The sequence below is a fragment of the Clostridium puniceum genome, from assembly GCF_002006345.1.
GTDB lineage: Bacteria > Bacillota > Clostridia > Clostridiales > Clostridiaceae > Clostridium > Clostridium puniceum.
Map to the genome: position 1 here is coordinate 80,807 of NZ_LZZM01000234.1, position 23,256 is coordinate 104,062.

The window sequence follows — 23,256 nt, forward strand, 5'->3', positions numbered from 1 at the left end:
GATTTAAAAACTCAGGTTTTGTTTAAAAATACATTTTAAAAAATCCTAGAGAGAAAAGTAAAAGTCCAAAAAGTGATGCTCCAAATCTTGCATTTAGCTATCAGAACTTTCTCTTTGAAATTTATCCTTCATTGCCCACAGGGTGCCCATAAAGGGCACCCTGTGTCAATCGTGCATTATCAATTATCAATACTTGATTTAAGCTTTTATTGTGGCTCTATTAAGTCTAAGAAATCATATCCTGAGAAAGTAAATGGAAGCGTTTCTTCAACATTCTTTTTAACTTCCCAGTCTGCTACTGTTAATTCATCAAAAGTAACATCCTTAAGTACTACTCTTTCAGCTCCCAATGCATCTGGATCCGCTAATTTAGATATAATAGTACATACTGTTTGCTTTCCTTGCTTAATATTATCTTTCATTAAAATTGCCATCCTTGAGGATACATGATGCAGTTTCAATGTTCCCTTTCCTTCTATTCCTGTTATCTTACTTCTTTTCCATAAATCTCTTGTAAAATTAACGTCTACCTTTGTTAGAGTAACCTTTGCTTGAAGTGCTGATACTTCTGAAACGTATTCTCCATTAATCCAGACTTCTCCCCATGTTCCATTTATAACTTGTTTTGCTTGTGGCATAAATAACCCCTCCTATATATATATTTGAAATTTAATATCTTCAATTGCATCTAAAATAATAGCTTGTCCTCTAAGAAATACTTGAGAACCTGTATTACTTTCTTTTATTTCTTGATCCTTCATTGTTCCAAGGTCTGTTCCTTGACTTTTTAAGTAAACTTTTTGTGCTTCTAAGTCAATTTCAGCCTTGTTTTGGCCTTGAATGCTGCTATCAAGTAAGCCATCTAATTCTAAGCCTTCAAAATATCCATTAATAGCTGTGATAAGTAAACATTTGTGATCATAATCATTTGGATATTTACCAATATAACTATCTTCAGCAGTTGTCTTAATATCATCATGCATTAAGTCCATAATATCTACGATTTTAATTTTCTTAAAATCATCACCTTTATTTTCAATTGTAGTAACAAAGCTATTAACTGCTCTGTCAATCTTAACTTTCTTTCCATCATTAAATAAGATTAATTTACCTGCATCAACAGCAGCATCTCTTTCTTCTTTCTTTAAATGTGGAACATCAACAACTTCTGCAAGAGGTGCAAAAGTAGCACTAATAGTTAATGGTGTTCCTGCTAGCATACCTGCAATTCTTGAGCAGTATTCTGCTGCAGTGTAAGTTTTATTTGCTGTTTTTATATCATCAGTACAGAAATTAATAATTCCTTCATTATCTGCTGGACAATGTGGAAGTACTGCTTTAACTTTAATATCCTTAGTACTTCTTAATTGCTTAATCCAAGTAGCAAAATCTGTTGCTCTTGAAGTAGTATTTGCTTCTGTATCAACCTTGCCCTCCACAGTTAGGCCAATACTTGGAACTACTACGTAATCCCATTTAATTGTCTCTAGGTGATTTTGAGCTTCTGAATAATCCTTTGCATCTGATGCTATTACATAAGCAATAACTTTCTTTGGTGGATTTTGATATCCTATCATAGCAAGTTTAATTTGTTCTTTATTAAAATCTGATAATCCTTCAGGAATTTCATCTATAGTTTCCATTTTGATTGGATTACTATATGATGCTGGCATAGTGTCTTTTAAAATAAGCACTACAACTCCTCTTTCTCCTCTTTTTATTGCAGTTATTCCTGCTTGTTTAAATACAATTTGTATTGATGGTTCTCCCATTTCCTATTCCTCCTTAAAAATTTAAATTGATTGCTTCTGCTTTAGGACTTTGAGCTTTATTAAAGATCCTGTCTTCAGTAAATTCCAATTTTAGCTTAAGATGTATTTCTGTATTTTTTGCTCTGCCTCTTAACCTTCTTATCTTTGCGGCTCTATCCAAAACCTTTATATATCCGCTACTGAAGGTTTCTCGCATTGTATCCCAAACTTCATTTTGTGCTATCAAGTCCACATTCATAAATTCATCTAGTGTCGGATAATAAATAATCTTCATAGTTATTATATTTAAATAACTATTTCTATTTAAATCCACTTGTCTGCTAGTAATATAGCGAATAAAAAAAGAAGGTCTTGTAAAATCCTTCTCTAACTTTGATGTATATACTTTTGTGTTTGGGAATTTCTCAATTAACATTCCGTTAATTGAATTGATTAATTCATTAATCATGAATCTCCTCCTATAATCTCTATGAATTATAATTTAGGATCTTTAGAAACTCTAACGCAAAATCCTCACCCCTTTCTATAAGTACCTTATCTAGACTTTTAAGTTTAAAAGTACCTTATTTTAATTTTGAGTTCAAGATATTTTTCAATATAAAAAGAACCCTTATTTCTAAGCGTTCTTTTTATAACTTAAATACATATGTTGCAAAATAATTGTTTCATAAAATTTATGTCTATATACATTGAATAGTAAATCTAAAAATAAACTTATGTACTTTTGAAGTTTTGACGTATTTTTCAATGTAAAGTTTTAATTGCAACCTATATATTAAATTTAATTGTTTGTATTTGTTTTTGCTTTAAAAAACTAAATAAACAACAATGTTTTAAAATTTATCTTTTCTTCTCACTTACTATTATATTACGTATTATTACTATTTTCTTATACACTTTATCTAATATATCTACAATTTTTCTATAATTTTTCTATATAAGCACTATTTATGACATTTAGTTAAATGTATTTTGACTTAGTGTTTTCTTTTTATAAATGTGAAGTTTATTAGAGAACCAACACCGCTAGCCTTCAAATATATATTTTATTAAATTCTTTATAAAATCTTCATCAACTACATCACCAGTTATTAATAATCTATAGAATACTGGACCAAAAATTAAATCTATAATTAATTCTATATCTAAATTTTCCTTTAGCTCTCCTCTTGAAATTCCACGTTCTAATATATATCGCGAATCAAGTCTGCGAGGTTTAAAATATATTGTTCGATAAGTTTCAGCTAATTTTTGATCATATTGACCTTCCGCTATTATCTCATTAATTACCCTTCCTTCTCGACTAGTTAAAAATTTTGCTAAATTATTTACCTGAATTATCATGTCATTAATAGTTGATCCTGTATCAGGTATTGGAAGTCTCACGACGGCAGCATCAAAAAAAGCATCCATAACAACAGCAGCTTTGTTTGGCCACCACTTGTAAATTGTAGCTTTACTAACTCCAGCTCTTTCAGCAATTTTCTCAATCGTAATTGCTCCAAATCCTTTATCAAGCAATAACTCATACGCCGCAGTAAGAATTGAATTTTTAGTTTTTTCGCTACGAGGGCGTCCCAATTTTTTCTCCATTATAATTACCTCCATTGTAATTAGCTTATAATAATATATTTAATAAACTATACGTATATTATACTATATGTACTGTAATTATCAATATTCAACTTTTATGGATTCATCTTGGATTTCATTTTAGAAATTCTTAAATTCAAATGAAATAAATATTTTTTATTTTAAATAAAAAACTATTTACAAAACTAAACGTCTAGTATATTATATATTTATAAACTAAACGTTCAGTTTTGTTAAAATCAAAATCAAATTACTTGAGAGAAAACTTTTAATTATTGAAGTACTTAATTGTAGTAATAACTAAAATGTTAGTCAAGTCAACATCTGTGTAATTAGTCACGTGTATAAAATTATTAAATATGAGGAGGAAATTTTAATGAAAGTTGTAGCTTTTAACGGAAGTCCATCTAAAGAAGGAAATACTTATCATGGAATAAAAATAGTTATTGAGGAACTTGAAAAAGAAGGAATAGAAACAGAAATCATTCATGTAGGAAATAAATCTATCAGAGGATGTATTGCTTGTGGATATTGTACAAAAAATAAAAACGGAAAATGTGTTATTACTACTGATCCAGTTAATGATTGGATTGAAAAAATGAAAGATGCAGATGGAATAATTTTAGGCTCGCCAGTACATTATTCAGCAATTGCAGGAACAATGAAATCATTTTTAGATAGGGGGTTCCGTGTTGCAGAAGCCAATGATAGTATGCTAAGACACAAAGTTGGAGTTGCAGTAGTCGCTGTAAGACGTGCCGGAGGAATTCCAACCTTTGATCAATTAAATAATTATATCAACCATTCTGAAATGCTAATCCCTACTTCAAATTATTGGAATGTTATTAATGGAAGACTGCCAGGTGAAGTAATGCAGGATGAAGAAGGAATACAAATAATGAGGATATTAGGTAAAAATATGGCTTGGCTTATGAAACTTGTGGAAAACGGACAAGGAATTATAAATAAACCTGAAAGAGAAGAAAAGATATTCACTAATTTTATTCGCTAAATTACTATTTTACCATTCATTAGAATAACAATTCTATTATTTTAGGATAATAAAATCTCCTTTCAATTGTTATTCTAATACTTTATTTAATTTAAGGAAGTGATTTTAAAATGTATCAAGCAAATAATATAATTATAAAAAACAATTCTACTTCAAATAATTTAGAAGCTAATCCAACATTGAGCCGTTTATTGATTTTAGTTATGTCCATAGCTTGTGGCGCTACTGTTGCAAATTTATATTATATACAACCTTTACTAGCTGATATAGCTAAAACTTTTAATGTTAATCAATTAAGTATAGGTTTTGCAGCAATGCTTACACAAATAGGCTATGCAGTTGGAATGATATTTATATTACCCTTAGGAGATATAAAAGAAAAAAGAAGATTAATTATCATAATGCTTTTATGCTCAATAATCTCACTTATGAGTATGTTTTTCTCTTCAAATATCTTTATATTAACCTTATCCTCTTTTGCTGTTGGTTTTACTTCTATTATTCCTCAACTTATTATTCCATTAGCTGCACAATTATCAGATCCAAAACAAAGAGGTCAAATAATTGGAATGATTATGAGTGGTTTATTAATTGGAATATTGATTTCTCGTACAATTAGCGGAATTTTAGGCAGTTACTTTGGTTGGAGAACTGTTTATCTTATTGCAGCAATTATGATGTTGATTCTTATGCTTATTTTAAAAAAATTGATTCCATTATGTAAACCTGTCTCTGAACTTAAATATACTGAACTATTAAAATCAATGATATATTTAATAAAAACTGAACCTATTTTAAGAAAAACTTCTCTTAATGGTGCTCTTATGTTTTCAGCATTTAGCGCATTTTGGACTTCCCTTATATTTTTACTTGAGAGTTCCCATTACAATATGGGATCTGAAGCAGCAGGCCTATTAGGATTAGTTGGAATTAGCGGTGCTCTTGCAGCTCCAATAGTTGGTAAGCTAGCTGACAAAAAAGGTCCTAGATTTGCAATAGGCATAAGTATAATTGTAGTTATAATTTCTTATTTATTCTTCTTCCTATTTGGCTTTAAAATATGGGGACTTGTTTTAGGAGTTATTTTTCTCGATTTAGGAGTACAATCTTGTAATGTCTCAAACCAAGCAATAGTACAAGCTTTAAATGAGAAAACACGTAATAGACTCACTACTATTTATATGGTCAGCTTTTTTCTTGGAGGCGCAGCTGGTTCTTTTTTAGGATCCTACAGCTATTCTCACTTTGGATGGTATGGCGTTTGTATTTTTGGAATGGCAACTCAAATTATAGCAATTATTCTTTTTAGAACCGAAAAAAAATCCTAATTTTATCTTTACTTTTTGGGTAAAATAGTTAATAAATTATATATATTTTTTACATTTACAAAATTTATTAACACTCTTCTTCTAGATGCAAAATAAGAAGGAGAACCGCCTCCATTATCTGGACTTGGTTCTCCGACCTTACTTAAATACATTATTAAGTTATAATTAGTGTTCTATCCTATACTTTATCCCATCTTTTCTTTAGAGCTTCTTATTATAACCAACTTTACAAATTGGAATTTAACCCTATCTGCTAATTCCGTATAATTTATATGGATTTCTTATTAATTCCTCTTTATATATATTTATAAGACTTGAAATATCAAAAAACATGCATTTACACTCACCAATTTTTCCGTCTTTTATCAACCCCTTTTCATAAGCCATATTCCGAATTGTATACCATGGCTGAATAGGTGGAGCACCATTTTCAACGAAATGTATCCGCAATAATTCCCATAGCTGAATAATGTCTCCATACTAGATTTCTCAATTTTTATGAAACATACCTTTCCATCTTTTTAGCAGCTTGCTTTTCTAATTGCTTAACTCTTTGGTAAGATAAATTTAATTTATCTTGTACCACATAATATTTTCTATGTTCTATATGAATTATTTGGATTATATCCTTTTCTTCTTCTGTTAATATTGTCATTGCATTATTTATTCTTTCAAGTTCCCTTTTTTTAGCTGATTGCTCTCTATATAATTTTTCTTTTCTTTCCATTAAAAGTTCCGCTTGCTGCTCAACAGTAGAGGTAATCTTATAAGTCTTTCCTGTTCTTTCCCCCATGCTTTGTCCACTTACGCCTAAAATCTCTTCTTCTAATTCTTGAACTCTTATATCTATATCTGCAATATCTGCTAACATTTCCTTATATCTTCTTATTTTATCTATAGTATTATTCATAATTAATACCTCCCTAAATGTTTTGATATTTTTCTAATTTTACCTAAATTTATTATGTATACCTGTCTGCCATAAATTATTTTAAGAACAGCTTGTACCATTTTACCCATTTAACGCTTCCCCGTTATCTTCAAATCTCGAAATATTTCATCAGTAGTGCATCCATAAAATTCAGCTATCCTTTTTATTAACTTCGGTGAAGGAGTTGCCCAGCCTTGCTCCAATTTATAAAAAGTGCTTTTACTTATTTCTAGTGACTCTATAACATCCTCACTTTCAAAACCTAAATTTAATCTTCTTAATCTTATTGGTGTTAATTTCATTTTTAATCCTCAACTCCTAATCTTTACCCCTTAATTGTTTAATTTTCTAATCTCTGCTCTTAATTATTTAGCTTCTAATTTCCATTGCTAATATAATTTTTTGCTTCCTTAACATAATCTTATTTTATCAGTTAAACTGATAATTCTCAAACCTCACCTTATCATGAATACTGATATTTTTACCAATTATATGGTGAATCCTTCCATTTTCTTTTATTTTCTTAAAATCTCCATTGATTTTATCAGTAAATATGATAAAATTATCAGTAAGAGGTGATTATATGTTAGGTGATAAAGTTAAAGAACTAAGAAAAAAAATGAAAATCACACAACAGGAATTAGCTACATCTATTGGGCTCAGCCAGTCTGCAATAGGTATGATAGAAGGAAATAGGCAAGGTGCCAGCAATGATACACTGGTAAAATTAGCAAATGCCTTAAATACAACCGTTGATTATTTACTTTCCAATGACGTTGATTATTTATTTTCTAATGATATAGATGAATCATATGTTGCTGATAAAAACAGTGAATATACAACAGAAGTTGATGATGATATAAGAAGAATTGAAAGAGCTCGAAAGAAAATGGACCCAGGAAATAAAGAAAAAATGATGAAAATTCTGAGATCTGCTTTTGATGAATACTTTGACGATTAGATATAAATACATAAAAAATATTGTTAATGATATTTATTTAAAATTAAATATCACTGAATTTCCTATTGACATAATTGAAATAATTAATTCTTTCGATAATATAAAAATAGTCTCTTATCATCAATTCATGATTGACCATAACTTGACTAAAGAAGAAACTTTTGAAATATTAACTTCAGAGGAAGGATGTACTGATTATTTCAAGCCTTTAAACAGGTATATTATTTATTACAATGATTTAGATAATAAATCTGAAGAGCGAATTAGATGGACTTTAACTCATGAACTAGGTCATATTTTATGCTGCCATTATTCAAATAATACAAAGATATTCTCTAAAAATTTAACTGAAACTGAATATAAATATAGAGAAGCAGAAGCCAATCATTTCACTGGACTTTTACTCTCAAATCCAGTTATATTAAAAAAATTAAATGTACGCGGTTCTTATGATATTGAAATTTTTTGTGCTTTATCTTCTGAGGCTTCCAAATACAGATATGATAGTTATAAGAAATGGTGTAAACATCAATTTATAACTAGCTCTGATAGGTATATTATTAGAAATTTTCAAAATTATTTGGATAGAAAAAGGCAGGATTATGAGGAATATCTTGCTTTTATGAACTCTTTTTAGCTTCAACTTAAAAGCAAACTGTCTTATCCATTTACTTTATTTTAAAGATGGATAAGACTATTCTCCTTTATGCATTTAGTTAGTCTATAGTCCTTGTTCCTCAAGAAATTTAATAAATTTACTTTCTGATAGTATTTCATTTGTTATAAATTTACCTTTAAAGAAAAAGCTATAGGTTGTAAATGGTGCTGGTGCATTTTTAGCACTATCTAAATTTTCATATTTATGTGTGATTAAATTAAGCCCTCGTTTATTAGCTGTTTCTTTTATTATTTGAACATATTTTTCTGCATGTGGACATTGATTAGAATAATATACCACAAGATCCTCTTCTAAAATTAAACCTTCTTTAGCACACTTTTTAAAAGCTGGTTTTTCTGCTGCTTCTTCAAAACTAATATACAAAAGCTCATAGTATGGTTTAGCAGTATCAGCAACTTTAAACCCTTTATATTTTAAATAATCGCCATCAGTTAAATATGGCCTTTTCTTCTTTGAGGAAATTACTGCAACACCTTTTTTTCCTTGAGATTTACTATCTTCAATACACTCATTTAACAATTCATTTGCTATTCCTTTCCCTTTATACTGTCCAGAAATCCAAAAACAGTTAATTACCATATATTCATCTGCATTAATTGGATACCAAGCTTTTTCACCTGGTATATATTCTATAAAAACTTTCCCTCTTACATTTGCTTTTTTAAAAATAAGACCATCCTTAAATCTTTCTTTAAGCCATTCCTTCTTAGACTTAACACAGCTCTCTCCTTTTGTATCAGCAATGGCGCAGCATATATGTTCTGTATCTATATTATTTTCTGTTACTTGAATGATTTCCATAATAATCGCTCCCTTATTCATAGTTTTAATAGGTTTTGCTTACATTTTTAATAACTCACTTTAAAATCCATTTTAATAAATAATACTATATATAATGTGACATCAGTATGTCATATTATCATTAAGATATGTAAGAATTATTAACCTTTAAACAATTTCTAATAAAAAATACAAAATATAAGAGCGTAAACGCTATAATAAGAAAATGTAATGTCGTTTATGCTCTAATTTTCATCTTTCAAGATAACAATATTTACTTGATTAAAATATTGTGATAATATGAAAAATATTTTATGATAATTATTCTATAAGAAATTGCAAAAATTTAACGTTTTCAATTATGTATTTTTTTATAATATCTTTTTAAATATAGTAAACAGAAAAAGTTTAACGTTTGCAATTATTTATTTATCAAATAGTTACATAATAATATGTGCTTTGGAAAAGGTTTACAAAATATTAACCTTTTCAATATACTATAAATTTATGTTCCAAAATTTTAAATTGTTATAATTAAAAACTGAAGGGAGACTATTATTTATGTTAAAATCAAAATTAAGAACCTTATCACTTACACTAATGTTAACAGTAGGTCTAACTGCTGCTCCAGCAGTTATGTTCCAACCATATGTAACAGCTTTCGCTGCTGAGTCTAGTGTTGCTACAGCAACTATTGCAGAAATTTTAAAGAACCAAAATCCAGATGGTGGTTGGAAAAAGAATTATACTCAAACTAGTGGAGAATGGGCAGCCTCAACTATTGACAATGGAGCTACTTACACAGAAATAAGAAAATTAGCTGCTGAATACAAAAAGACAAAAAATACAGCCTACTCTACTGCTGCTTTAAAAGGAATCAATTTCTTGATAAGTATGCAATATGCTAACGGTGGATGGCCACAAGTTTATAAGAGCTCGGGTTACCATACACACATTACTTATAATGATGATGCAATGATTAATGTAATGATTCTTTTAGATGAAGTTGCAAATAAAAAAGGTGATTTTTCGTTTGTAGACAACACTTTAGCTGCTAACTCAAAGAAAGCAGTGAACAAAGGTGTAGACTGTTTAATAAACACTCAATATAAGAATAGTAACGGAAAGTTAACAATTTGGGGACAACAACACAATGAAAACACTTTATTACCAGATAGTGCAAGAGCATATGAACTTCCTTCTCTTTGCGCTAAGGAAAGTGCAAATATTCTAAAATTCCTAAAAACTAGACCTAGCACTCCAAAAATAGCTGCATCTATTAAAGCAGCTCAAGAGTGGTTTAATACCTATAAGATTGAAAATACAGTAGTAGTTAAGGAAGGCGGCGATGTTATAGTTAAAACTCAAGCTGGCGCTCCTACGCTTTGGGCTCGTTTTTATGATTTAAAGACTAATAAACCTATATTTGTAGGTCGTGATGGTATACCAAAAGCAAAACTTAGTGAAATTGAAAAAGAAAGAAGAACAGGATACTTATGGTATGGAAAGTGGGCTTCTTCTATATAAATTAATTAATTCCTAGTATTTGAGCTAGTACAAAACTAAAGTTGTTAGTTTTGTACTAGCTCATCTTTTTGCTAAAATAAAAAAAGTAAAATTTTACATTGAAAAAATAATACACACTAAAGTATTATAAATAATTAAATTTCAATCAATCCTTAAAGTTACAATATGTACATTCTAATTTACCCTTATATCAATAGATAAATTAGTTTTTAATACAGGCTGTCCACCTATTTCTAATAAATAAACTGTATTAATATTCCCGCCCTTTTCATCAACATTAATATTAAGCTTTTTAGTATCTATCCTAATATCCAATACACCATAAGGTGTTTTATATAAAGACGTTGTTATTTTATTATTTTCAAATTCCATCTTAGTTTCTGTAGTACCTTCTCTTATTAAATCAAAAGAATTTTTTCTTATTAATATTGTAGTTTTAGTTCCTTCCATTCCTGAAATTTTTGTTTCATCATATTGTACTTTAAAGCCATATTCTGTTTCATAAAAATCTCCTGGGGTTACTACACTTATTATATCTTCTTCTTCATTTAAAACAGCACTATCAACAGTGATAATTGCCTTTTTGTTCATTAATTTCCCTCCAAATTTTATATTCAAGTTTATCTTTTATTTAATTATACACGTTACAATTATAAATTTGTATAAGTTAATATATATATTACAGTTTAAATCTTACATCATTAATAAATTTAACTAATTAACAATATACTTGTCCAACTCATCTTGAGTCATAGCCGTAACTTCCTTAGCTTCATCAAATTCAGTTGAAACCTTACCAAATTTAACTTTAACTAATTCTTCATTTTTTCCTTTACTATATCTAACAGCTAGTCTACATGCAAAGGTTAAGTCATCATCAGAAGGTTTTTCTCCTTCTGGTATTATAACCATTGCACCATTAAAGTCACAAGTAATAAACATTATATCTTTATTATTTAATAACTGTTTTATTTGTTCTCCTTCTTCTCCAGTTCTTGATACTATTATTTTAGTTTTATTATCAGTTACAAAATGTCTTCCTTGCTTTAATAAATGTATATCCTTTTCTGTAACCTTCTCTTTTCTATCTAAAGTTTCCTTTAATCTTATAGAATAATTAGGTTCTGTTAATTTACATCCACCAGCTGGAGATGGATAATCCGTTATCCCCCACTTTTCAGCTAATGCCATTTGAGGTTTTCTATTTCTTCCTGAAATATCTAGAAGCTTTTCTCTATCGACCAAACCATCAATTTCCATTTGAGTTTCTTTTAAATTCTTTGCACATAATGGTCTTAAAATTTTATCACTAAAGCCAGATTGTTTTTTTACTATATCTAATGCAGATCTGTTTTGTGACATAGGTCTTTGATTTAGAACTTCACCTGTAATAATAAAATCAGCGTTAAATTTTTTAAGTAATTCACCTGAATATCTCATCATCATAGAATGGCAGTCTATACATGGATTCATATTTTTTCCCCATCCATGTTCAGGATTTCTAACCATTTCAAAATGTTCCTTAGAAAAATCTACAACCTCTAATGGTATATCTATTTGTTTTGTCATTTTTTTTGCATTATTTTCGTTGAAAAAATAAGATCTAAAACAAATTCCTATTACCTCTATCCCTTGTTCTTTAATCAACTTAGCCGCTAAAGTGCTATCCAATCCACCTGAAATCATAGCTAATGCTCTTGTCATCTTTATCCTCCTAATTAAATAAACTCTTAAAAATTTCTACTATTTTAAATTTTATTTGTACATCTTCTTTATTTTCTTCTTTATTATTCTCTTGCTTGTCTAATTTAGCTTTAATATATTTTTGGTCAGATTCTCCTTTATCTTCCTGTTTATCTGACTCCTCTTTACTAATCTGTTCCTCTGAGTCTTGTTCATTATCACTTTGTTCTGAACCTTCTTTATTATTTTGTGTATCTAATTCTTCTGATTTATCCTCACCAAAATTAAAATCTATTTTAAAGCCAGAACTGCTTTTTTTTGAATTTAGTCTATTTTCTGTTTTATCATACTCTACTTCTGCTTTAGTTTCATCTACAAAACATAATGGTGGAAACATTACACACCACCAGTTTTTTCCTTGTCCTGAACCTATTATTATTCTAAAGGCCTCATAATTCCCCTGAGGTAAAGTTATTTTTCCATAAGATTTCTCTGGGAAATTTTCTCTGGATAATTCAGCTTTTACTCCATATTTATAATTATTATCTTTAATTACTTGTTCTGCAAGCTTTTTAACTTCATCCATCTTATCTTTTATAATTTTTCTAGATTGTTCTAAAGATTGTGAAGCATTTAAATATGGATATAAATAATCTATAACTTGATTTTTCACCTTTAACTTTAAATTTTGGTCTTCATCCTTATCACTATTAGCAATAACATGGAACCTTATTAAAGTATCTTTAACTTCATCATAATTAAGAATTCTATTCTCAGTTTGAGTTTTAGTAGTTCTATTTTGAGATTTAGTATTTTTATCTTGAATTTGATTGTTTTCAGCTTGAGACTTAATATCACCACTATGAATTTCATCTTCTTCAATTTTAATGTCCGTGTTATTTTTTTGAATTCCATTATTCTCATTCTGAGTCTTAGTAACGTTTTCTTGCTTATCATTATCTTTATCTATTTTAAATAAATCATATCCTATATTCTTATCGAAAGTCTCTTGAATACTTGTACATCCTTCAAATATATTTATGCTGCTAAATATTAAAATTATAAAAATTATTTTTTTTAATTTAAAAAATTGTCTCATAAACAACCCCCCTTGTAGTTAAAATTATTACCACTCGGGGGGCTTTTATACATTATCTCAAAACAAAATTACTTATAACTTATAATTAATTCACCCTTATAATCACTGGTAGCTTATAATTAATTCAAACTTATAAGCACTTAAATCCTATTAATAAACTTAGAATCATATGAAATTCAATTTAATAACTTGAAAGAAAGTAATAGATAAGTTTTCTGTTCTATTATTTTTTATTGCACCTTAAATAGTTCTTGTTATAAATACATCTTTATATTGTTTCTTCATGTTATCATAACACATTTGTGCTTTTAACATGTCATCAAAGAACGCAAAAACAGTAGGACCACTTCCGCTCATCATAGTGCCAATGGAACCATCTACCTTAACTTCTTCTTTAATATTCATAATAACCCTATGTTTTCTTAACGTTACATTTTCTAATAAATTCTTCATGTTGTTTGCTACAAAATAAATATCATCATTTTCCATAGCTTCTATTAATTCTTCTATTTTAGGATGAAAAATTACTTTAGTTAAGTCAAAATTTTTATAAACTTCTTTCGTAGATACTCCAAAAGGTGGTTTTATTAAAACTAAAATTTTGTCTTTAAATCCCTTTAATTGAGTAATTTTTTCTCCAACACCTTCACATAATGCAGTTCCACCACTTATACAATAAGGAACATCCGCTCCTAATTTTAATCCTAAAACTTTTAAATCTTCTTCTGAAGCATTTATATTAAACATTTTATTCATAAGCTTTAAAACACCTGCTGCATCAGTACTTCCACCAGCAAGACCTGCCGAAACTGGTATATATTTGATTAACTCAATTTCAACACCATCCTCTATAGAGTAGGTTTCCATAAATAATTTTGCTGCTTTGTATGCTAAATTCCTTTCATCTGTAGGAACATAGTGCTTATTACATTTTAAATTTATACCACAGTTAATTTTATTAATTACAATTGTGTCATATAAATCTATGCTTTGCATTATCATTCTTAACAAATGATATCCATCATCTCTTTTTCCTACAACATCTAAGGCAATATTAATTTTTGCATAAGCCTTAATCTCCATTTATATATATCCTTTCTGAACATTTTAACAATATTTTATCATAGGTAAAATATCTTGTCTAATTAAGTTGCTTAAAAAGGATTAGGCACATTCAAAACTCACAAATCTAGATAAATTTTATGACTTGCTGTATTTTTCATATGCCTTATAAAATATTTCTTATTTTTATAACTTTTAAACGAATCTTGTTATTATTAATTTTAATAATTAGAACTTAATATATATGTTTCAATTTTAATTATTCAATAAAATTAAGTTTCCATAACTAATTTCAATGAAGATTACTTTTTGAAATATATATAATGTTGCTCACTAGTATCCTTATACTGTTTTACATTTTTCCTCTAAAGCATCCATTTTATTTATAGGTTCTTTTGGTTCTTCTTTTACAATTTCTAAAAGAGAATCTAATTTTTCATAGAAGACTATTATTATATCATCTTTTTCACTTATTTCTATAGCATATTTTAATGCTTCAACTTCATCTAAGCATATCTTTAAATTTGTATTTTTATTAGTTTTTAATATAGCTTTTTCTAATATAGCTGCAACGTCTCCAGATTTTCTACCTCGCTTATCCTTATCTTCCTTTATAATTATTTTATCTAAGTTTTTAGCACATATTTCTCCAATTGCATATCCTATATCATCTTTTCTATCTCCAGGTATTCCAATTACACCAATTAAATTATTTCCATTTTTCATCTTTTTTAAGGAAGACATAACAGATTTATAGCCTTCAATATTATGAGCATAATCCAAAATAACTTTTCGTCCACCATAGTCATACATATTAAATCTTCCTCTATTATTATCACTATTTAATTTAAAGTCCATTAATCCTTTTGAAATCATGCAATAGTCAATATTTAATCCTACTAACCCTGCACAAGCTGCCATTGCATTTTCAATATTATATTCCAGCTTTCCAGCATAAGATATTGGTAATTCTTTGATTGAAACAATCTCATATTTTCTATTATCATTAACTACACATATCTTATTATCTTCAATAAATACAGCGGTTTTACCATTTGATATATTTTCCTGTATCAATGGATTATCTTTAAATTTTGAAAAATAAATTTTTTCAGCTTCAAATCTATTAATTATAGTTTTACTATATTTATCATCAGCATTTATTACTACAACTCCATTTTTCTTTACAGCTTCTCCTACTAACGCTTTCGTAAAACTTAACTCTTCAATAGAATTAATACCATCTAAACCTAAATGGTCATTTGTTACATTTGTTATTATTCCCACATCTGCAAGATTATAAGCTAATCCTCTTCTTACTAAGCCACCTCTAGCAGTTTCTAAAACAGCTATATCTACCTCGTTATTCATAAGTATTGTTTTTGCACTGTCAAAACCTGAATCATCACCTTTATGTATACATTTATCATTTAAATATATACCATCAGTACATGTCATCCCTACGCAGTTTCCCATTTTTTTAAGTACATGACTTATTAATCTTGTAGTTGTAGTCTTTCCATTGGTTCCTGTAATCGAAACTATTGGGATATTTTTTGGCTTTTCATCATAAAGCATTTCTAATATTGCTTTTCCAATATTACGCTTTTTACCTTTCCAAGGATAATGATGCATTCTTATTCCTGGAGCGGCATTTACTTCCATAATGATTCCATTACTTTCTTTAAGTGGTATACTTATATCCTTTGTACAAATGTCAATTCCGCATATATCAAGACCTAAGGTCTTAGCCGCATTTATGCAGCATTCAATATTCTCTTGGCAAATTTCTTCTGTACAATCTATTGCCATGCCACCAGTAGATAAATTTGCATTTTCTCGAAGTAATACCTTTTCTCCTTCTTTAGGGATGTAATCTAAATCTAAATTTCTCTTTGATAAACATGAAGTTAGCTCTGAATCTACTTTTACTTTTGTTAATGCTTTTTCATGATCTTCCCCTCTTAATGGATCTTCATTTAAAATATCAATTAATCTTCTTAAATTATACATTCCATTGCCAATAACAAAGGGAGCTAATCTTAAAGCTACTGCTTCCACTTTATAATTAACTAAACAAACTCTATAATCATTGCCTTCAAAATACTTTTCAATAATAATATCCTTTTGGTTTTTTCGTAAATTAATATATGTGTTTATTAACTGTTTTTGATTTTTTATATTTAATATTACTCCTTGACCTTTATTCCCGCATTGAGGTTTTAATACTACTGGATATCCTATTTTTTCAGCATCCTGCAATAATCCAATTACATTAAATACCTTTGAGCCATCTGCCACAGGAATATTTTGGTTTTTAAGTAGTTGCTTAGTTAAAAGCTTATCACAGGAAATATCAACACCTACACATTTAGTCTTACTCCCTATAGATGCTTCTATAATTCTGCTCATTTTACCATAACCTATTTGATATATATTACTATCTCCAAGCTGCATAATTGGGAGATTATACTCTTTTGCAGCATCACAAATTGCTTTTGTAGTACATCCCATTTGTTCATTTTGTAATATCGCTTTTATGATATCTATTCTTCCATTAAAATTTATAGGAATTTGTTTTATTAAACAATTCATTAAATCTACAGCTAATTTAGCCACTTCATTTACAGTATTTTTATATTCATATTCAACAATGATATAATACATATCACCTTCGATTTCTCTAGCTTTTCCATAAGATACATCTATGCCTAAATTATTTTGTATAGCTATCATTGTATGTTCACAAATATGAGCCAAATAAGTTCCCTCTTCAAGCCTTTTAACAAATCCGCCCTCTTCATCAATTCCACACCTATGAGTTTTTAGCTCAGGTATTAACTTAACAAGATTAAAATTAAAATTAGGTATTTCTTTACTTGGTATTTCACAATAGCCTTCTAAATCCATATCTATTCTTATGCACTTTTTATGAGAATAAATATTCTGTCCTTCATATATTCTCTTTTGTATTATCTTCATGACTAAACTGTTCCTCCTCAAAAGGTGACTTTTTTATAAGATCAAATTTATTTCCATCAGTTAATATATGCAATTTTACGTTGTGCATACTTAAAATTTCATCTGATCGTAATTCTGATACATTAGTATATGTAATTGTACTTCCATCAACAAAATAAACTGCGCCTTCTCCTATAACCTCAATATTTCCAGCTTTATTAACTACTATTCCGGTATTTTCATCTATTCCGATCCCTAGAATCTCAGGATTTTGTGCGATTCCAGTTAACAATCTTCCAAATCTTCCTCTTTGAGCAAAATGTTGATCAATTATAACATCTTTAATTAATCCAAAGCCTGGCGACATTTTTAGAGTACATTTTCTTGGTGAATCTTCATCCTTCCCTTCAACTATCATGGTGTCACTCATAACAGATGCCCCTGCAGATGTACCTACGATAAAAGTTCCATTATGGCAGGCCTCTCTTAAAGCATTATATGTAGGTGTCCCTCCCATTAAGCTTGTTATTCTTAACTGATCTCCACCTGTAAAAAATATAAGAGCTGCTTCTTGTATTAATTCCACATTAATTGGGTCAAATGCATCAGTTCTTTCACTAATGTCTAAAACTTTCATATTTTTGACTTTAAGCGCTCCAAAGACTTCTTTATATTTAGCTGCTACTTCTTTAGGATACTCAGTTGCAATTGTAGCAATTAGCAATATATCTTTGTCTTTATCAATTGAATTGCATACTCTATTTAATATTTCTTTTTTACCTTCTTTATCTTCGGCACCTCCAATAATTATCAAGTTGCCACTTAAAACATCTTTCAACTATTATCACCTCATATCATGCATTAACTATTCTTTCCACTGATTTAAATAATTATTCAAAAAAGAATAAGGGATAAAAACAAAAAGAAAAATCGAAAGATTTAATAAATATGTATGGTGAATTTTGCGATTGTAAAATTGAAATATGATAACCTTAAGCTAAAGAGGACACTAGACAAGTATTCCAGTATCCTTTTTATTTTATTAATTTAGAAGTACAATTTAAAATTCTATAGGTTAGTAAAAAATCTCTGCTATTTATAATGTAAAATCTTTAAAAATATCCGCTATGAAATTAATACCCCAAAACAAATTAAAATTTATTTTGGGGTATTACCTTAAATTTTCTGTATTATTAAAAAAGTGCTCTTCCTGGAATTATTAATTTTTGTCCTTCTTCAATATGTTCTGAATCCTCAACCTTATTTACCTTAATAAGGTCTGCAACTGTTGTATTATATTTTTTAGCAAGTTCCCAAAGAGTATCTTCTGGACCTACAACATAAATAGTTATACTTGCCTTTTTAGGTATCATATCACCTTCTTCTTCAGCTACATCTGAAATAAACTCTTTATTCATTTCATATGAAATCTTGCCTGATAATATTATAGTTGCTTTAATTGCTATGCTATTCCCTTCAATTGCTGCCTCTATGTTTTCTAAATTTGCCTTTACTATACATTTCATATTTTCATCTGCACCAAAAATTTCAATGGCTGCTGTGAAAGGTATTTCGGCTTTAACGCTTGCTAAATATTTATCCTGATCAGTTGTTTTATATAATACATCCGCTTTAATAATACCTTCTACAACAACTCTATCCTTCATAACTTGCTTATCAGTTAATATTATAGATGCATTTGTAGATATAATGTGATCAGGTCTTAAATTATTTTCTTTTAGCTGAATATTATGCTTAACAATCGCTTCTGAATTATTTGCTCCATGGAGAATTCCAACTTCATATTCATCTTTTTTGAGTCCAAGCAAACATTTATTAGAATATGCATCTTTAATTGTCTCTATATTTTCCTTTGAAAAGACCTTAACATTTGCTTTGACTATAAATTCATCATTTATAATCCTTATTTCTCCTAAATCATCTTCTTCGAGCATTAAATCATTATTGGCTATTTCATAACAGACAGTTGGAATCATCTCAGATGTAATCCCTGTAACATCTTGTTCCTTTGATAAGTAAATATCATCTTCTAAAGGAATCACTTCCTTGGAATCTTCTCCTTTATATAAAACATTTAGTTTACAATAGCAGCCAAGATAAATTTTATCCTCTGCAATCTTAACTTCTTTTTTGTGTAATCGTAACGAACAGTTCAATATTTTATTTATTTGAGGCTTATCCATACCAACTCTAATCATACATTTGCCTGTTAGTTCAACATCTTCATTAGCACTTATTTTGTTTATTGTTTCTGTCTTCTTTAGAACTTCTACCTCATCACTGCCTTGAATATCTTTTACAAATTCAAATTCATTACTCTTATAAAGCTCCCAATCTATAGTTATTACACCTTGAATGGATATCTTCCTCTCATTCATTATGGTAGCTTCAATATGTTCAACATTGCACTGTGCCTCGCAAATAACCTTATATTCACCTTGATTCAAATCAATATTATTTGTGAAGTTTTGATTATAATCAACTGAATTTACAACAATTCCATCTTCCCTAGCCAAATATATTACTGTATATTCAATTTTTCCTTCTAAGATTACTTTATCTCCAATTATTTCTTTGTTAATTATCATTGGTCTAGCTTCAACTGTTAATATTTCTTGTACATCCGGATGAGTATCTGGAATTAAATATTCATCTTTCAATACAGTATTAGAATTACTTTCTCTTAGCAATTTTTCAAATTGTACATTTTCTTTTATAATATCTATCTCTGCCATACTTTTATACCTCCATAAAATTCCTACTATTTATTTATATACTTATATATGGAATTTTATGATAGATATCTTCCTGTTTTAATATTAATTTTCAACAAAAATTCTATCTAATTCGCCTAATATTTTAGTTTTTTAAAAATTTTTTCATTTTTTTATTGACATATATTATTTTTTGTCGTAATATAGGAAGTGGTTATTGACCATATAACCTCTCATAAATTCTCAATACCCTTTTATACCATAGTTGAAAGATGGAAACCCACCATCTTTCTTTTTTATTGTATTTTATTAAATAAACTACTAGCTTTATGTCAAAAAAGCATGATATTAAAATAATAATTTTCAAAAAAGAAAAACTTCGATAAATCGAAGTTTATATCCTATTTGGAAATACCAATTGTACAGTCTTTGTTAATACATCTGAATAACTATATGTCACAGTCCTTTGGGTGTCATCTTTCAATCTTATTACAAAAATGCTTGGGTACACGCTTTCAATGATACCATCGTTCACTAAAATCTTTTTCCTTCCACCATTAGCTTTTAGAGTGACCTTTTGACCTACATGTCTCTCTATATCATTTTTGATAGAAGCAATAGTTTTAACTTTTTCCATGTATACACCCTCTTTCACACTAAATTATACCTCAAAGTTCTTCATTTGTCAAGCAAAATAAATATTTTAACATTTCCAATCCAGTTTTGTCAATGTAAACATTTTTCCAAATAAATAATTTTTAAGGTATTTCGTTTTATTATCTGCAACTTTCTAATTATTATTCTATTTATTATTAATTTTATTTTTCATAAATATTATATGATTTAATTTCAACACCTTTATATAAAGTTCTATAAGTAGCAGCTATAATTTTTTGATAAGTAGAGTCATATTCCTCATATAAGCACATATTAACTCTTGCTCTACATCTTTTACTTAATCCAGGCGAAATTCCCCCACCTGCACCACTCCATCTCATTGTTTTGGTTTCTATACTACTAGCGTCACCACTTATAATCATTGCAAATAAAATTTATAATATATCATTTTCTTTTGTTTAGGACTTAATATTGATTCTTTATCTTTTAACACCTTATGAAATAACTCTATTGACTTGTTTTCAAAACATTTTAATATATATTAATGAATCTTTATCTGTTTCAAATCTCTTTAGATTTATTAACTTTACAAATTCATATAAGTAAATAAAAAAAGATGGTCATAATTTCAGTGAACATCTTTTTTATTATATAAGTTTAATTGAAATTGTACGTTTTAATTTAGAAATAAACTATTTTTCTTTAGAATATGAGAAATACTTTCTTCCCCAATACAAAGCTATATTCACAAGCCCTATCATTACAGGAACTTAGATTAATGATCCTATTACTGCTGCAAAGGCTACCTTTGACTCTATTCCCAATACTGCTACTGCAACAGCTATTGCTAATTCAAAATTATTGCTTGCAGCTGTAAAAGCTAATGTAGTAGTTTTATGATAATCTACCCCTGCCTTATAACTAATATAAAATGAGACAGAAAACATTACTATAAAAAATGCAGCCAAATTAATGACTGCATCTTTTTTATTCTGAAAGGTTACAGTTGAGTTAGAAGCTTTTCTTTATCTATACCATATGCCTACATATAATATATATGATATTGCTGTTCAAAATATTCAATAACGGCTTTATTAAAAGTAGCACTTTTATTATAGTTTTATACAATATAAGTGTGGTAGAATTTTGAGTTTCTAAAAATTTTTAATACAAACTAAATACTGTTTTATGATTTTGTGTATTTAAATTATTATTAAATTAATATTATTTCATTCTAATTACTGCTCTTAAACATTTTTATTGAAAATATTGAATATAATATTATAATACTGAATTACAAGTTTGTTTACTATTTCTATTTTGAAGTTGGATCATATTTTTATATGATCCTTTTTTATTGGCTATGTTAATGAATAGTATTAATAATTCATGATTTAAGAACATTCCGAACTTAATGGCGTAATAATAGCATCCATGTCATGCACTGAAAAGTAATTACTACATACAACTAATCAAATGGTACAAGTAATATGATGTAATGTATTGGGGAAAAGTTTAATAATCTAGCTATTGGTAGGTTATTAAAATTACTTATATAATCTGCAATTAATCAGGAATGTGTTCCTCTAAATAATCAATAAAATATCTGCTTGCTATAGGAATTGTTTTTATATTATTAAAAGCAATTCCTATAGTACGTGTCACGGGCGGATCAATTGGAATTTTTGCCACATCGTAGCTTACTCGTCTCATAACTAATTCAGGTAAAATACTTATCCCTAACCCCTCTTCAATCATTGAAAGAATGGAATAATCATCATGAATACACATTTTGATATTAGGATGAAGATTTTGTACGTGAAAAGCCTCTAAAGGTTCACTGAGAGTGCCTTCTTCCAAAAGAAGAAAAGGTTCCGTTACAAGTTGTTTCAATGTAATCACACTCTCTTTTGCTAAGTGGTGTTTTTTCGGAAGAACAGCCAGAAGTTCCCCATCCTTTAAAGCAATGGTCTCTAATCCTGACACAGCGGCAGGATTTATGAATCCAAAATCTACTTCGCCTGACTTGATCCATTCAGGGATCGTAGTATAGTCTCCTTGATGAAGAATAAATTGTACATTAGGATAAATGGTCTGAAATTCCTTTATCATATGAGGAAGCCAATGGCATGAAATGCTGGAAATAGTACCAATTCGTATAGTTCCTGATTCAAGACCTTTTATTTCTTTACTTTTCTCTATCATTGCACGATAAGAAGAAGCTGTTTTTAAGATATAAGGATATAATTCTTCGCCTTCCGGAGTAAGTTTTACACCAGTTCTAGAACGCAACAGTAGCTTTAGAGATAGCTCATCTTCCAGTGACTGTATCATCTGGCTTATTCCTGACTGTGTATAACCAAGCAAGTCGGCGGCTTTAGTGAAACTTCCAACTTCTACAATTTTATACAGGGCAAGGTATCGGTTCATATAATAATCTCCTTTACATTAGTATTTCTTATATATTGATTAGAAATTGTCGTTTTACTTATATATAGACCTATTGTATACTGAG

General features: G+C 28.5%; 24 protein-coding genes and 1 pseudogene. 5 read left to right on the forward strand and 20 right to left on the reverse strand.

Going from position 1 to position 23,256, the window contains the following annotated elements:
• Positions 1–206 precede the first annotated feature (206 nt).
• The 4 genes from CLPUN_RS25410 to CLPUN_RS25425 all read right to left on the reverse strand — a co-directional run bounded on the left by CLPUN_RS25410 (position 207) and on the right by CLPUN_RS25425 (position 3,365).
• Positions 207–638, reverse strand: coding sequence for a phage tail tube protein (locus tag CLPUN_RS25410; protein ID WP_077849983.1), 432 nt, complete (start codon positions 636–638; stop codon positions 207–209).
• A 12-nt stretch (positions 639–650) separates the two neighbouring features.
• Positions 651–1,772, reverse strand: coding sequence for a phage tail sheath subtilisin-like domain-containing protein (locus tag CLPUN_RS25415; protein ID WP_077849984.1), 1,122 nt, complete (start codon positions 1,770–1,772; stop codon positions 651–653).
• A 13-nt stretch (positions 1,773–1,785) separates the two neighbouring features.
• Entirely contained in the window at positions 1,786–2,220 is a 435-nt protein-coding gene (locus CLPUN_RS25420) for a phage tail terminator family protein (RefSeq protein WP_077849985.1), read from the reverse strand.
• Between the two features lie 578 nt (positions 2,221–2,798).
• Entirely contained in the window at positions 2,799–3,365 is a 567-nt protein-coding gene (locus CLPUN_RS25425) for a TetR/AcrR family transcriptional regulator (RefSeq protein ID WP_077849986.1), read from the reverse strand.
• A gap of 376 nt (positions 3,366–3,741) precedes the next feature.
• On the opposite strand from CLPUN_RS25425, the gene CLPUN_RS25430 reads away from it, so the two are divergent.
• Both CLPUN_RS25430 and CLPUN_RS25435 read left to right on the forward strand, forming a co-directional pair.
• Positions 3,742–4,377 carry a flavodoxin family protein gene (locus CLPUN_RS25430; RefSeq protein ID WP_077849987.1) on the forward strand — a complete coding sequence of 212 codons (636 nt, stop codon included), beginning with the start codon at positions 3,742–3,744 and terminating at the stop codon, positions 4,375–4,377.
• A gap of 110 nt (positions 4,378–4,487) precedes the next feature.
• Positions 4,488–5,705: an MFS transporter gene (locus CLPUN_RS25435; protein WP_077849988.1), complete on the forward strand. Its 1,218-nt coding sequence runs from the start codon at positions 4,488–4,490 to the stop codon at positions 5,703–5,705.
• Between the two features lie 8 nt (positions 5,706–5,713).
• Here the strand turns inward: CLPUN_RS25435 and CLPUN_RS28280 are convergent, their stop codons facing one another.
• From CLPUN_RS28280 to CLPUN_RS25450, 4 genes are all read right to left on the reverse strand, one after another.
• The gene (locus tag CLPUN_RS28280; RefSeq protein ID WP_198944409.1) at positions 5,714–5,857 is read right to left on the reverse strand and encodes a hypothetical protein; all 144 of its coding nucleotides are present in this window, start codon (positions 5,855–5,857) and stop codon (positions 5,714–5,716) included.
• A 94-nt stretch (positions 5,858–5,951) separates the two neighbouring features.
• Positions 5,952–6,092: a hypothetical protein gene (locus CLPUN_RS25440; protein ID WP_158078838.1), complete on the reverse strand. Its 141-nt coding sequence runs from the start codon at positions 6,090–6,092 to the stop codon at positions 5,952–5,954.
• A 109-nt stretch (positions 6,093–6,201) separates the two neighbouring features.
• Positions 6,202–6,615: a sigma-70 RNA polymerase sigma factor region 4 domain-containing protein gene (locus CLPUN_RS25445; protein ID WP_077849990.1), complete on the reverse strand. Its 414-nt coding sequence runs from the start codon at positions 6,613–6,615 to the stop codon at positions 6,202–6,204.
• Positions 6,616–6,725: 110 nt separating this feature from the next.
• Positions 6,726–6,938: a helix-turn-helix domain-containing protein gene (locus CLPUN_RS25450; RefSeq protein ID WP_077849991.1), complete on the reverse strand. Its 213-nt coding sequence runs from the start codon at positions 6,936–6,938 to the stop codon at positions 6,726–6,728.
• Between the two features lie 281 nt (positions 6,939–7,219).
• Between CLPUN_RS25450 and CLPUN_RS25455 the strand changes: the two genes are divergently transcribed.
• Both CLPUN_RS25455 and CLPUN_RS25460 read left to right on the forward strand, forming a co-directional pair.
• Complete coding sequence (locus CLPUN_RS25455; RefSeq protein WP_077849992.1) at positions 7,220–7,597, forward strand: helix-turn-helix domain-containing protein; 378 nt, start codon at positions 7,220–7,222, stop codon at positions 7,595–7,597.
• Positions 7,578–8,234 (forward strand): ImmA/IrrE family metallo-endopeptidase, encoded by a 657-nt coding sequence (locus tag CLPUN_RS25460; RefSeq protein ID WP_077849993.1) that lies wholly within the window; start codon positions 7,578–7,580, stop codon positions 8,232–8,234. Before CLPUN_RS25455 ends, CLPUN_RS25460 begins: the two co-directional genes overlap by 20 nt.
• A gap of 84 nt (positions 8,235–8,318) precedes the next feature.
• On the opposite strand, the gene CLPUN_RS25465 is transcribed toward CLPUN_RS25460, so the two are convergent.
• Positions 8,319–9,077, reverse strand: a complete 759-nt coding sequence (locus tag CLPUN_RS25465; RefSeq protein ID WP_077849994.1) for an N-acetyltransferase — start codon at positions 9,075–9,077, stop codon at positions 8,319–8,321.
• Between the two features lie 540 nt (positions 9,078–9,617).
• On the opposite strand from CLPUN_RS25465, the gene pelA reads away from it, so the two are divergent.
• Positions 9,618–10,583: a pectate lyase gene (gene pelA, locus CLPUN_RS25470; protein ID WP_077849995.1), complete on the forward strand. Its 966-nt coding sequence runs from the start codon at positions 9,618–9,620 to the stop codon at positions 10,581–10,583.
• A 174-nt stretch (positions 10,584–10,757) separates the two neighbouring features.
• On the opposite strand, the gene CLPUN_RS25475 is transcribed toward pelA, so the two are convergent.
• The 11 genes and pseudogenes from CLPUN_RS25475 to CLPUN_RS25525 form a co-directional block, all read right to left on the reverse strand.
• The gene (locus CLPUN_RS25475) at positions 10,758–11,174 is read right to left on the reverse strand and encodes a YwiB family protein (protein ID WP_077849996.1); all 417 of its coding nucleotides are present in this window, start codon (positions 11,172–11,174) and stop codon (positions 10,758–10,760) included.
• 123 nt (positions 11,175–11,297) lie between these two features.
• Positions 11,298–12,287 (reverse strand): DUF814 domain-containing protein, encoded by a 990-nt coding sequence (locus tag CLPUN_RS25480; protein ID WP_077849997.1) that lies wholly within the window; start codon positions 12,285–12,287, stop codon positions 11,298–11,300.
• A 10-nt stretch (positions 12,288–12,297) separates the two neighbouring features.
• Positions 12,298–13,365: a stage II sporulation protein R gene (gene spoIIR / locus CLPUN_RS29770; protein ID WP_143329129.1), complete on the reverse strand. Its 1,068-nt coding sequence runs from the start codon at positions 13,363–13,365 to the stop codon at positions 12,298–12,300.
• 240 nt (positions 13,366–13,605) lie between these two features.
• A complete protein-coding gene (ispE, locus tag CLPUN_RS25490; RefSeq protein WP_077849998.1) occupies positions 13,606–14,448 on the reverse strand; it encodes a 4-(cytidine 5'-diphospho)-2-C-methyl-D-erythritol kinase in 843 nt (280 codons plus the stop codon).
• 321 nt (positions 14,449–14,769) lie between these two features.
• Positions 14,770–17,409, reverse strand: coding sequence for a cyanophycin synthetase (cphA, locus tag CLPUN_RS25495; RefSeq protein WP_077849999.1), 2,640 nt, complete (start codon positions 17,407–17,409; stop codon positions 14,770–14,772).
• On the reverse strand, positions 17,381–18,226 hold the full coding sequence (locus tag CLPUN_RS25500; RefSeq protein WP_077850000.1) for a cyanophycinase: 846 nt from the start codon (positions 18,224–18,226) through the stop codon (positions 17,381–17,383). Before CLPUN_RS25500 ends, cphA begins: the two co-directional genes overlap by 29 nt.
• A 355-nt stretch (positions 18,227–18,581) precedes the next feature.
• On the reverse strand, positions 18,582–20,144 hold the full coding sequence (locus CLPUN_RS25505; protein ID WP_077850001.1) for a DUF3794 and LysM peptidoglycan-binding domain-containing protein: 1,563 nt from the start codon (positions 20,142–20,144) through the stop codon (positions 18,582–18,584).
• Positions 20,145–20,517: 373 nt separating this feature from the next.
• On the reverse strand, positions 20,518–20,760 hold the full coding sequence (locus CLPUN_RS25510; RefSeq protein WP_077850002.1) for a Veg family protein: 243 nt from the start codon (positions 20,758–20,760) through the stop codon (positions 20,518–20,520).
• Between the two features lie 181 nt (positions 20,761–20,941).
• Positions 20,942–21,163, reverse strand: coding sequence for a hypothetical protein (locus tag CLPUN_RS25515; protein ID WP_158078839.1), 222 nt, complete (start codon positions 21,161–21,163; stop codon positions 20,942–20,944).
• Between the two features lie 270 nt (positions 21,164–21,433).
• A pseudogene (locus tag CLPUN_RS25520) lies at positions 21,434–21,715 on the reverse strand (arsenic resistance protein); the annotation flags it as partial.
• Positions 21,716–22,307: 592 nt separating this feature from the next.
• Positions 22,308–23,171, reverse strand: a complete 864-nt coding sequence (locus tag CLPUN_RS25525; RefSeq protein WP_077850004.1) for a LysR family transcriptional regulator — start codon at positions 23,169–23,171, stop codon at positions 22,308–22,310.
• Positions 23,172–23,256: the final 85 nt, after the last annotated feature.